This window comes from uncultured Cardiobacterium sp., from assembly GCF_938028825.1.
In the GTDB taxonomy this organism is placed as follows: domain Bacteria; phylum Pseudomonadota; class Gammaproteobacteria; order Cardiobacteriales; family Cardiobacteriaceae; genus Cardiobacterium.
This window is the reverse complement of the sequence record NZ_CALIZP010000063.1, coordinates 31,370-43,472: the sequence shown is the minus strand read 5'-3', so window position 1 is coordinate 43,472 and position 12,103 is coordinate 31,370. Positions and strand designations below refer to the sequence as shown.

7 protein-coding genes are annotated in these 12,103 nt (G+C 60.9%); 4 read left to right on the top strand and 3 right to left on the bottom strand.

The window, feature by feature from the left end; genetic code table 11:
• Nucleotides 1-7: 7 nt before the first annotated feature.
• Genes Q0562_RS09590 through Q0562_RS09580 form a run of 3 tightly spaced genes read right to left on the bottom strand, consistent with a single transcriptional unit; the run spans nucleotide 8 to nucleotide 2,835 of the window.
• Nucleotides 8-760 carry an alpha/beta fold hydrolase gene (locus Q0562_RS09590; RefSeq protein ID WP_298643800.1) on the bottom strand — a complete coding sequence of 251 codons (753 nt, stop codon included), beginning with the start codon at nucleotides 758-760 and terminating at the stop codon, nucleotides 8-10.
• The gene (locus Q0562_RS09585; protein ID WP_298643797.1) at nucleotides 757-2,457 is read right to left on the bottom strand and encodes an NAD-binding protein; all 1,701 of its coding nucleotides are present in this window, start codon (nucleotides 2,455-2,457) and stop codon (nucleotides 757-759) included. The genes Q0562_RS09590 and Q0562_RS09585 overlap by 4 nt, the downstream gene beginning before the upstream one ends.
• Before the next feature lie 6 nt (nucleotides 2,458-2,463).
• Nucleotides 2,464-2,835, bottom strand: coding sequence for a DUF6394 family protein (locus tag Q0562_RS09580; protein ID WP_298643796.1), 372 nt, complete (start codon nucleotides 2,833-2,835; stop codon nucleotides 2,464-2,466).
• 110 nt (nucleotides 2,836-2,945) lie between these two features.
• Between Q0562_RS09580 and Q0562_RS09575 the strand changes: the two genes are divergently transcribed.
• From Q0562_RS09575 to gyrB, 4 genes are all read left to right on the top strand, one after another.
• Nucleotides 2,946-8,090: a hypothetical protein gene (locus tag Q0562_RS09575; RefSeq protein WP_298643794.1), complete on the top strand. Its 5,145-nt coding sequence runs from the start codon at nucleotides 2,946-2,948 to the stop codon at nucleotides 8,088-8,090.
• Nucleotides 8,054-8,332 (top strand): hypothetical protein, encoded by a 279-nt coding sequence (locus Q0562_RS09570; RefSeq protein WP_298643792.1) that lies wholly within the window; start codon nucleotides 8,054-8,056, stop codon nucleotides 8,330-8,332. The genes Q0562_RS09575 and Q0562_RS09570 overlap by 37 nt, the downstream gene beginning before the upstream one ends.
• Nucleotides 8,329-9,546 carry an aromatic amino acid transport family protein gene (locus Q0562_RS09565; protein WP_298643791.1) on the top strand — a complete coding sequence of 406 codons (1,218 nt, stop codon included), beginning with the start codon at nucleotides 8,329-8,331 and terminating at the stop codon, nucleotides 9,544-9,546. The genes Q0562_RS09570 and Q0562_RS09565 overlap by 4 nt, the downstream gene beginning before the upstream one ends.
• Before the next feature lie 98 nt (nucleotides 9,547-9,644).
• Nucleotides 9,645-12,047: a DNA topoisomerase (ATP-hydrolyzing) subunit B gene (gyrB, locus tag Q0562_RS09560; protein ID WP_298643790.1), complete on the top strand. Its 2,403-nt coding sequence runs from the start codon at nucleotides 9,645-9,647 to the stop codon at nucleotides 12,045-12,047.
• The last annotated feature ends 56 nt before the right edge of the window (nucleotides 12,048-12,103 follow it).

Genomic DNA, 12,103 nt, shown 5'->3' with positions numbered 1-12,103 from the left:
TGCGTTTTCAGTGCTGGTGTTTGGCGCTTCTGCTGTAAAAGCGGCGCAGTTCTTCGGCAAAGGCCGGAGCGCGCCAAGTGTTGCTGGCGGTGATATGCGCAGCGTGCGGGATAATCCACAAATCGGCATCGGGGATGGTGTGATACATCTCGCAGGCGTCCGTCAGCGGGGCGATGGGGTCGCGGTCGCCGGTAATGATGAGGACGGGGCAGGTGATGGCGGCAAGGTCGTGCAGGCGGTGCGCGTGTTCGCTGCCGGTGGCGTGCAGGGCGTCGCCGACGCGGGCAATGACTTGTTTCCACGCATCCGCCCCGCCTTGCGGACTGTGCAGCTTTGATAGCCAGGCGGCGAGTCCGAAGTTTTCCCAGTAGCCGGGGTCGGCCATGCTGTTCACTTGTGCGTGGATGTCGGTATTGCTGCGGTAGCTGATGCGGTAGAGGGCGAGGCGTTTGACGCGTTCGGGGTGTTTCAGGGTCAGCCACAGGGCGACGGCGCCGCCCATGCTGGAGCCGCAGAAGTTGGCTTCGCGGATGCCTTCGGCATTAAGCATTTCGAGGACGGCGTCGGCCATGAGGCTGATGGTGAGGCGTTCGCTGTCAAGCGGGCTTTTGCCGTGCCCGGGCAGGTCGGGCACGAGAATGCGGTAACGCTGTGCGAGGGCGGGGATTTGCGGCTGCCATTCTTCGCCGGCCATGCCGCCGCTGTGCAGGAGGACGACGGCCTGGGAGGCACTGTGGCCGTAGGTTTGGTAGTAGATCATGGGTCGAGTTTTTTCAGCAGGTAGTTCATGAGGTGGGAGATGGGTTTGTCGCGGCCGTGCGTGGCGTAGTAGAGCTCGTGTTCGTCGCGCGCGGCGCGCTGCATCCGCCAGCCGGTTTCTTCGCGGTGGTAGAGGATGAGCACTTGGTCGCCCGCTTGCAGCGAGGTGGCGGCGTTGGGCAGGATGATGTCCTGCTGGTTGCGCAGCAGCAGCAGCGGGATGGCGTCGTTGGCGGTTTGCGGTTCGTTCGGCAGCATCCACAGGCTTTGCAGGCGCAGCAGGTGGCCGCTCCGGATTTCCCGCATGACGGCGGGGGCGCGCCGGGCGTCAACTTTGAGGACATAGTGGTGCGGGTTGTGTTCGCCGGTGAGCAGGGTGATGCGTTGCAGGAGGCGCTGGCCCCAGGCGTCGTCCTGGTGCCAGAGGACTTTCATGAAGCGGCTGAGCAGGGATTGGGCGATGCGCGGGAAGACTTCGCTGACAATGAGGTCGGCTTCGGCCATGACGCGGTCGAAACCGGCGACGGCAAAGAGGCGCTGGTCGGCGCTGTGGTTCTGTTTGCCGACGACGAAGAGCGAGGGGTGCATGGCCTTGGCGGTAACGGCGATGGAGAGGTTGTCGGAGTCGGATTTGTAGGCGGCGACGATGGCGTGGGCGCGGTCAATGCGCGCTTCGCGCAGGGTGACGGCTTCGGTGCCGAGGCCGCGCACTTGTCCCGGCGCGCTTTGCAGGGCGGGGTCGATCATGGTGCAGTCCACGCCTTCGTAGTCGAGGAAGCGTTTCAGGGTCTTGCCGAGGGCGTCGTTGCCGCAGATGATCCAGTGGCCGACGGGTGGCTGCGGCGGCGATTCGTGCCGTTCGCCGGGGCGGCCTTGCAGGCGGGCGACGAGTTCGGCGATTGCCGGGCGGCGCAGTGCGGTAATCAGGCGCAGGGCAAAAATCTGGTTGGTATTGATGACGGCGTCGGTATTGAAGGATTTGGCATTGGCGCTGCCGGCGCGGGTGTAGGTGCGGCAGATAATCTGGAACCGTGTCTGGTCGGTGGTGAGCAGGCGGGCGGCGAGCGCGACTTTGATGTTCACCGCCTCGGAATCGGTAATGGCGATGACGGCGCGGCAGTACGGCGATTGCACCCCGGATTTGAGCAGGATGTCCACGCTGAAAGCGTCGCCGCTGATGGCGAGGACGCTGTGCATGACGGGGTCGAGCGCCATGCGGCTGATACGCACCGGATCTTTGTCGATAACCACGCACTGGTAGCCCGCGTTCAGCAGCAGGTGGACGAGGCGTTGCCCCGATTCGCCAAAGCCGCAGACGATGCAGAATTTGTGCCGCTGTCTCGCGACCTGGCGGGCGAAGCGGCTCTCGCTGAGGGCATGCTGGAAAGTGGGGTCCTGCAACAGGGCGATGACCTTCCCGATGGCGTAGAACCACGCCGGCACCGTGTAGTAAATACTGAGCGCCACCCACATCCGCTGCCATTCGGAAAAGGGCAGCGGCAGCTCGCCGTAGCCGATGGTGGTCGCGGTATAGCTGACCCAGTAAAAAGCCTGAAAGAGAGTGAGATACGAAGGCTCGCCCTCGCTGTTTATCGTTGGAATCAACGAGATGCCGAGCATGGCGACGGAGTAGGCGACAAGCAGGATCAGCGCCGGGCGGCGCATCTGCCGCAGGATGAGGTAAACGACTTCATTCATTGCGCGTCAGCGGCGCAGGGTGGCGGCTTCGATGACGACCAGCACCACCGAGACGATGTTGGCAATGAGCGCCCCGGCGGTGAAGGAGACGATGGTCGCCATCGTGCTCGATTCGAGCAGCGAGACGGAAAAGGTCCAGGCGCAGACGGCGCAGAAGAGCTGGACATCGGCGACAAGGCTGGCGGCGAGCATGAGCGAACCGAGATGCGAGCGGTCGCCGAATTTCATGATGGTGCAAACCAGGCTGATGATGAAGGCAAAGAACAGTTCGAGCTTGTCGTGGTGTTCGGGGTTGGCGATGTCGCCATAGACGAACCCGAAATTGAGGGTCAGCGCCAGCAGGACGAAAAAGCCGAACCAGACGCGTTCGCTACGCATGAGAACTCCGTAATATAAAGAAAGCGGCGGTATTCTAGCGGCGGGCGGGGTGGTTGGCAAAAGGCGGCAATACTTGGCACAAACCGCCTGAACCGGCAAAGAAAAGCCGTTTGCGTGAGGCAAACAGAGGGTGGCTTTGCAGGCCGGGATTTTCACTCTTCCTCATCCGTGCCTTCGAGATAGACGGCGTGACCGTACTGACGCGCGAGCAGCGCATTGCCTGGATGGCGTGGCACGAATTTGTCCACCGTGGCGCGGACTACTACCGCCAGGTGTGGGGTGGCAAAGAATGGCAGACGACCCTCAGCAAACTGCGGCAGAACAGCGCCCTGCGCCATCTTGCGGAAGCCATACAGGCAGAGCGCAATGCGGCGTATCTCAACAGCGGGCAGGACGTGCGTGTTACGCCGGAACAGGCGATGGAAGAAGCGCTGGCCGAACTGTCTGCCGCCATCGAGCAAGGCAACGCGGACGCGCTGATAGCCCGCTACGGACGCTTCGCCCCGACCACGGGCAGAACCAGATTGCAGGCATTACTGGGGAAAATGGCGGACGTCATCCGCCGTGTACTGGGCAGGATCACGAAACGGCAAATCACCCAGGAAGAACTCAGCGACGCCGACGCCATCGGTCTCTTGCGCGACATCACTGCCTTGCAAGGTGCGGACGACCTCGCCGACGCGCGGGCAAGCGCAGGCGTGGCGGCACGACAAACCCCGCCCGCGCAGGCGGCAGAGCGCGCAGTACAGCGGCAGGAACGCATGCCGCCGGTGGACGCTGCGGCGTATTCGACGGCGCCCAGCGCGGGATCAGGCTTCTATTCCGCCCTTGCCCGCGAAATCAACACCGTGCAGATGAAAAACGGCACGGCGCAGGCGTGGAAAGAACAACTGGCGGGCATGGTATCCAAAGGGAAAGTCAAAGAAGACGAAATCTTCTGGACGGGCATCCGCGAATGGCTGGACGCACAGGACGGCAAAATCAGCCGCGAAGCGGTGCAGGATTACTTGCGCGGCGGGCAAGTCGTCATCGAAGAAGAAGGCCTCAGGCAAAAATGGAGCTTCCGCTCAACCAGCGAGGATGAACGTGTGTATGACAGTGAGGAAGAGGCATGGGATGCCTATAACGAAGAGGAAAACTGGATAGACGACGAAGCGGCAGGGGTGAATGAAGACGACGGTGAATTGACCTTCTGGAATGCAAATGGCGACACCTACACCGTCACACGGGAAGAGACGGAAGTCTGGCAGGATGAATACGGGGACACCGTTGAGCCGGAAACGGCAGTAAATGAAGAATGGGGCGAATACTACGAACAGGATGATGACGGCAATATCACCGTGTACGATGCAGACGGCGATGAAAGAGCCACCTACACCACAGGCACGGCAGAACAATGGGTCGGCGAAGACGGACAAACTTTCGGGAGCCGTGAAGACGCCCTGGAAGAACTCGAAAGGCGGGCGGAGGAAGAAAAAGACTACTACCGCAGCGTCCTGCGCGAACCGGAATTGACGGAACGGGCGGAGGGCAGCACCGTTTACCGCGACTACAGCTTTGCCGGCAAAGGGCAGAACTATCGCGAATTGTTGCTGACCACGGATGGTGGCAAAGTCGAACAATACCAGTCGCCGCACTGGGACAACAATGAAAACGTGCTGGCGCACATCCGCCTGACCGACTTTGACGGCGGGCAAACCCTTTTTGTCGAGGAACTGCAATCAGACTGGGCGCAGGACAGGCGCAAAGGCAAGACGGATGCCGCCGCACCGTTTGTGGACAAAACCGGCAAATGGGTGGATCTGACCCTGAAACGCGTACTGATGGAAGCCGTCAATGGCGGCTACCAGCGGGTGGCCTTTATCAACGGCCAGCAAAGCGCCGACCGCTACGGCTTGGAAACAAAGATTGCCAGCATCGAATACGACGGCAAGCACCTGACCGCCCACCCCAAAGGCAACGGCGCGCCCATCGAGCATGAAGCCGCGCCGCAAGAGCTGGACGACATCATCGGTGAAGAAACCGCACGGAAACTGCTGGCGCAGAAAGAGACGGACGGGGTGCGCCGCCTCGAAGGCGACGAGCTGAAAATGGGCGGCGAAGGGATGAAGGCGTTTTACGACAGCGTCGTCCCCAAAGCGCTGAAAGCCCTCTTGCGCAAAGCCGACAAAGGCATCCGGCTGGAAAACGCCATGCAGGAAGAGACGGGCGCGGAACAGCTTTCCTTCACCGTGACGGACACCATGCGCGAGACATTGGGCGGAGGGATGCCGCTGTTTTCCGTCGCACCCAACCTTGACGAAGCGGCAGATTCCGCCTTTGCACGGGCGGTTGACCGTGTGGCGGCAGGGGAAAACATCGCGGGGTTCGTGCGCCTCGGGACGACGCCTGAAGCGCTGCAACTGGCAGGCTTGCCCGATACGGGAATGTTTATTGCCGGCAGGGTTATCAAGAAAGTAATGAATCGCCGCTTGGGGTTAGATTACGGGCATAACCTGGATGCTGAAACGTTGAAGCGTTTGCCGGAACAATTAAACCGACCCATCGCCATCGTGAAATCCTCACCCAATTCGACCAATCCCAACAGCTATATCGCACTAACCGGACTTATCGAAACCGATTTTATTGACGGGACACAGATGCCAGTCATTGCGACGCTGGCATTGAATGTAACGAAACGGGGTGTGGAACTGATAGACGTTACCAGTGTGTACGGGCGGGAAGCATTCAAGATAGAGAACGACCTGAAACGCAAGGTGTTCTATTGGGATAAAGAAAAAGGTTTGCAATTCAAGAACGCCTTCCGGCTACAATTGCCCTCACAATTGCGTTCAGATGCAAACCTTTCTAGGGCAAATATTAAAACAAACGAAGACCTGACGCAAGAGAAGCAAACCCTGCAACAGGAATTTGCCGCAACCGCGCAACAGTACGGCGGCGAAGCAGCCTACAAACAGGCCAAGGCAGCGGGGCAGACGGAACTCGACTACCGCCAATGGGTGCAGGTGCGCACCCCGTCGTTCAAGGCATGGTTTGGTGACTGGCAGAACGACCCCAAGAATGCCTCAAAGGTAGTGAACCCACGCACGGGCGAGCCGCAGGTGGTCTATCACGGCACCAACGCGCAGTTTGACACCTTCGACACCCCGCTCAACATGCCGCGCATCTTCCTGACCCGCTCACGGGCATTTGCGCAGAAATACGGACGGGACGCCATGCCGCTCTTCGTCAACGCGCGCAACACCTTGAATGTGGACTACGCGGGGCGCGGTGCTTTCGACGAAATCGAAGTGAACGGCGCAACCCTGTACGATATCGAAGAACTCGCCGACCATGCCTGGGAAAACGGCTACGACGGCGTACTGGCCGACAACGTGGTGGACAGCGGCACCCGCGATGCCAAACAGAGCATCAACGATGAAGTCATCGTCACCGACCCTGCGCAAATCAAATCCGCCACCGGCAACGGCGGCGCCTTCAATCCGGCGGACGCCAACATCTACCACAGCACCGCACCGGAAACGGGCGACCAAACCCCGGACGCAAGACAGCAGCGCACCCTGCGCCTTGCCAGCAACCGCATCCTGAACATTGCGCGTGCCATTTGGGACGGCGCAAAAAACATCGGCGGCGAACCCATCGACTTCGGCACAACCCCGCCGGTCTATCAGGCACTGGGGGCGTACGCATTACCGCTGCGCATTGTCGATACACGCAAACTCTTTTCCCTGCTGCGCCCGAAAAGCGAGCAGGGGCAGCGCGGCGACAACACGCACGAACTCACCCCGGAACTGCTGGCGCAGATTCCGCAGGCCTTGCAAAAACCGGTGATGGTGTTCGATACCGAAAAAGGCGGCGGCTTTGTGGCAGTGACGGAACTCACGGACAGCGACGGCGCGCCCGTTGTTGCCGCCATCCACCTGAACCACAAAATGCGCTACTACATGGTGAACAAAGTGGCGAGTATCTACGGCAAGAACAACGCCGAACACGCCTTTGCCAAATGGACGAAAGAAGGCCGCCTGCGTTATGTGGATACGACAAGTCCCCCGCTGCTTACGTCGAACGGTGTCCAATACACCCATGAAAAGTCAGCGAGGGACTATGGCTACACTGTACTCACCGATGCCGATGTTGTCAAGCTGCAACAACAGGCGGCACAGACGGAAGCCGAAACCAAGACGGGGCAGGCGCTTTTCAGCACCGCCTGGCACGGTACACCCTATCGGGGCATCGAAAACGAAGGCTTCGACCTGGGCAGAATCGGCACGGGCGAAGGCGCGCAGGCCTACGGCTGGGGTATCTACTTCGCGGGCGACCGGGACGTTTCCGAAGAATACCGGCGCAGGCTTTCCAACAGTGAAGAGATTGTAAACTTCCGCTTCGGCGACGAACCCTTCATCCGCACCAACGACGGCTGGCGAAGCGACGAACACGGCTGGCAACTGGAAGGTGCGGAAGAAGTGGCGGCCAACGCCATCACCGACGGCACCGATCTGGCAGCCCTGATCGCGGAAGCCGAAGAGGACGAGATGGACGTCATCTGGGACGGCCATATGGAGGTTGACCTCGACACCGCGCGCGAAGCCGCGCAGATGATCGCCAACGGCGACATCGAAGCGGACACGCGGCAGGGGCAGCTGTACAGCGCGGAAATCCCCGAAGACGAAGAACTGCTGGACTGGGATGACGCGTACAGCAAACAGCCGCAGGATGTGCAGGAAAAAATCCGCCGCACCCTTGAAAACGCACCACAACGGGCATTGGAAGACTACGGCGTGGCAAGCGGGCAGGAACTGGCCGACAAAATACTCGGCGACGATCCGACCGGCAGCAACATCTACAACAGCCTGGACGACATTTACGGGAGCGACCGCGAGGCCAGCCTGGCGCTGAACGACAACGGCATCCCCGGCCTGCGCTACCTTGACGGCAACAGCCGCCGCGCCGGTGAAGGCAGCCACAACTTCGTCATCTGGGACGATGCCCTGCTCACCCCCGAAGCGGCGCAAATCGAAGCGATGTACAGCATCCCGCCACAACTGGTGAGCGACCCGCCGACGCAGGAAGGCCTGGCGAAACGCATCATGCAGGCCTTCACCGACCCGACCATTCGCGACCTGTGGTTTGTGACCGGCAGGGCGAACTCGACCGCATCCTGCGCGCCGACCCGGGCGCGAAAGCCGTGCGCAACGCCTTCAAAATGTACAACGCGAGGGTGCAGCACATCCTCGAAGGCGTGCCGCAGACCATGATCCAGGACCTGGGCAAAGCGCTGGCCGCGCACTTCCAAGAAGCGGAAAAGCGCATCCCGGACCTGCAAAACATGAAGGCGAACAAAAAAGTGCGCCAGCAAATGTTCATGGACTGGCTGGACGGCGTCGGTAAATACATCAACACCTTTGTCCGTGACGGCGTGAATGCTGCCCCGCCTTGCGCAACCCCGGTCAACGCGGCATTATCCCCGTCCCCTCTTTATCAACAGGAAACCTCATGAACAAACAACCTTCCCTCCTCGGCGGGGCCTGCATCATCACCGGGGTCTGTGTCGGCGCGGGGATGCTCGCTCTGCCGCTTGCCGGTGCCGGTGCCTGGTCGCTGTGGGCGACTGCCGCCATCGTCCTCACCATGCTGATGATGACGCTCTCCGGCTGGCTCTTGCTCGAAGCCTACCAGCGCTATGATCTGCGCGCGTCGTTCAATACCGTCACCCGCGATGTGCTTGGCGCGCCGGTCAATGTCATCAACAACCTCGCCGTGTATTTCGTCGGCGGCATTCTCCTTTATGCCTACATCACCACGATGGGGCTGATGCTGCACGGCATCAGCGGCGGGTCGCTCGGTACTACCGCCGCCTCCATCCTTGCCTGCGTCATCGGTGGTGCGTTTGTCTGGCACTCGACCCGTGCCGTGGACCGCATTTCAGTGCTGCTCATCGTCTTCATGGTCGCGACGTTTTTGTTCAGCATTTACGGCCTGGTCAGCGGGGTGCGCCTCGATACGCTGCTTAACCGCGACGGCGGCAGCGGTGGTTATGCCCGCTATGTGCTCGCCTTCCTGCCCGTCTGCCTGACTTCCTTCGGCTACCACCATTCCGTCACCTCGATGCGTGCCTATTACGGCGAAGAGAAGAAGGCGGCGCGCGCGATTCTGTATGGCACGCTGCTGGCGATGGGCATTTACCTGCTGTGGACGCTCTCCATTTTCGGCAACCTGCCGCGCGGCGAGCTGGCGCCGATTGCCGCCGCCGACGACAGCGTCAATGTGCTCACCGCCAGACTCGGCGACATCCTGCACAGCCGCTATCTGAAAACCGCCATCGATGCCTTCGCCCTCGGTGCGGTCGTCTCTTCCTTCATCGGCGTCGGCCTCGGCGTCTTCGACTATCTCGCCGACAGTTTCCATTTCGGCAATGACCGCGCAGGGCGCAGCAAAACCTGGCTCGCCACCTTCCTGCCGCCGCTTCTCTGCTCGCTGCTCTGGCCGATGGGCTTCGTCATGGCGATTGGTTACGCGGGCGCGGTGGCGACCATCTGGACGTGCATGGTGCCCGCCGCACTGGTGTGGAAGACGCGCGCGCGCCACGGCACGGCAGGCTACACCGTGCCGGGCGGGCAGGCGCTGCTCGCCGCCGTTTTCCTCTACGGCGTCCTCGTCGCCCTCTTCCACTTCCTCAACATGCTGCACAAACTGCCCGTTTATCAGGGCTGAAACGCGGGGCAGTATCCCCCTACTTGCAAACAGAAAACGGCGGTAAAACCGCCGTTTATGCTAGAATGCGCGCCTTTGTACAGCCCACGGGAACGACCATGACCGAAAACAAATACGACTCCTCCAACATCCGCGTTTTGAAAGGCCTCGAAGCCGTCCGCACCCGCCCGGGCATGTACATCGGCAACACCGACGACGGCAGCGGCCTGCACCACATGGTCTTTGAAGTCGTCGATAACGCCATCGACGAAGCCCTTGCCGGCTACTGCACCGAAATCGGCGTCATCATCCACCAGGACGAATCCATCACCGTGCGCGACAACGGGCGCGGCATCCCGGTGGACATCCACCCCGAAGAAGGCCGCAGCGCCGCCGAAGTCATCATGACCGTGCTGCACGCGGGCGGCAAATTCGATGACAACAGCTACAAAGTCTCCGGCGGCCTGCACGGCGTCGGCGTCTCCGTGGTCAACGCCCTCTCCGAACGCCTGACCATGACCATCCGCCGCGACGGCCACATCCACCAGCAGCACTACCACCACGGCGAACCGGACGCGCCGCTTGCCGTCATCGGCGATACGGCAGAGAGCGGCACCGAAATCAACTTCCTTGCGAGCTCCGACACCTTCGGCAACGTCGTTTACGACTACGACACCCTCGCCAAACGCCTGCAAGAACTCTCCTTCCTGAACGCGGGCGTGCGCATCACCCTGAGCGACGAACGCACCAACAAAACCCAGACCTACGAATACGAAGGCGGCGTGCGCGCCTTCACCGAATACCTCAACCGCAACAAAACCCCCATCCACCCCACCATCTTCTATTGCAGCGCCGAAAAAGACGGCGTGTACGTCGAAATCTCCCTGCAATGGAACGACAGCTACCAGGAAAACGTTTACTGCTTCACCAACAACATCCCGCAGCGCGACGGCGGCACCCACCTGGCCGGCTTCCGCGCAGCAATGACCCGCACCCTGAACGCCTACATGGAAGAGGAAGGCCTTCTGAAAAAAGCAAAAATCGCGACCAGCGGCGACGACGCGCGCGAAGGACTGACCGCCATCGTCTCCGTGAAAGTGCACGACCCCAAATTCAGCTCGCAGACCAAAGACAAACTCGTATCGAGCGAAGTCAAAAGCGCGGTGGAAAGCGTCCTCGGCGAAAAACTCAAAGAATACCTGCTGGAAAACCCGCAAGAAGCCAAAATCATCGCCGGCAAAATCGTTGATGCCGCCCGCGCCCGCGAAGCCGCGCGCAAAGCCCGCGAAATGACGCGGCGCAAAGACGTGCTCGACATCGCAGGCCTGCCCGGCAAACTCGCCGACTGCCAGGAAAAAGATCCTGCCCTCTCCGAAATCTTCATCGTGGAAGGGGACTCCGCAGGCGGTTCGGCCAAACAGGGGCGCAACCGCAAATTCCAGGCTATCCTGCCGCTCAAAGGCAAAATCCTCAACGTCGAAAAAGCCCGCTTCGACAAAATGCTCGGCTCGGCGGAAATCGGCACCCTGATCACCGCGCTCGGCACCGGCATCGGCAAAGACGACTTCGACGCCGCCAAACTGCGCTACCACCGCATCATCATCATGACCGATGCCGACGTGGACGGCGCGCACATCCGCACCCTGCTCCTCACCTTCTTCTACCGGCAAATGCCCGAACTCGTCGAACGCGGCCACATCTACATCGCCCAGCCGCCGCTCTACCGCGCCAGCAAAGGCCGCAACAAACAATACCTCAAAGACGACCACGAACTGAACGAACTGCTGCTCACCCAGGCACTGGATGACGCCAGCCTGCACCTCGCCGCCGACGCCCCCGCCATCAACAAAAGCGCCTTCGAAGCACTCGCGCGCGAACACGCCGTGATTGACGGCCTGATCAAACGCCTCTCACACCGCTACGACAACCGCGTCCTGCGCGCCCTCGTCGAAGCGCCCGAACTCAGCCGCGCCACCTTCGCCGACGCAGACGCCATGCAGACATGGCTTGCCGCTTACCGCCAGCAACTTGCCCGCTTCGCTGAGGCCGGCGTTACCCTCACCGCCGACTACCTGCCGGGCGACAACCCGCGCATTGACATCCGCATCGAACAACACGCCAACCAGCACCACAACTACATCGACCCGCACTTTGCCGACAGCAACGAGTACCGCCGCATCAACAGCTTCGGGCAAAAAGTGCGCGGCATGCTCGGCGAAGGCGCCTACTTCACCAACAGCAAAGAACGCATCGAAGTCGAACACTTCCACCAGGTCATCACCGCCCTGCTCGCCGAAGGCAAACGCGCCTACGAAATCCAGCGCTACAAAGGCCTCGGTGAAATGAACCCCGACCAACTGTGGGAAACCACGCTCGACCCCGCCGTGCGCCGCATGCTGCAAGTCCAGCTCAAAGACGCGCGTCTGGCGGATGAAATCTTCACCACCCTGATGGGCGAAGAAGTCGAACCCCGCCGCGCCTTCATCGAAGACAACGCCAACAGCGCCAATATCGACATCTGAGGCAAAGTTTCTGCCCTTTACCTGAAAATTCCTCTTGCCATCCGCCATCCCGCTAT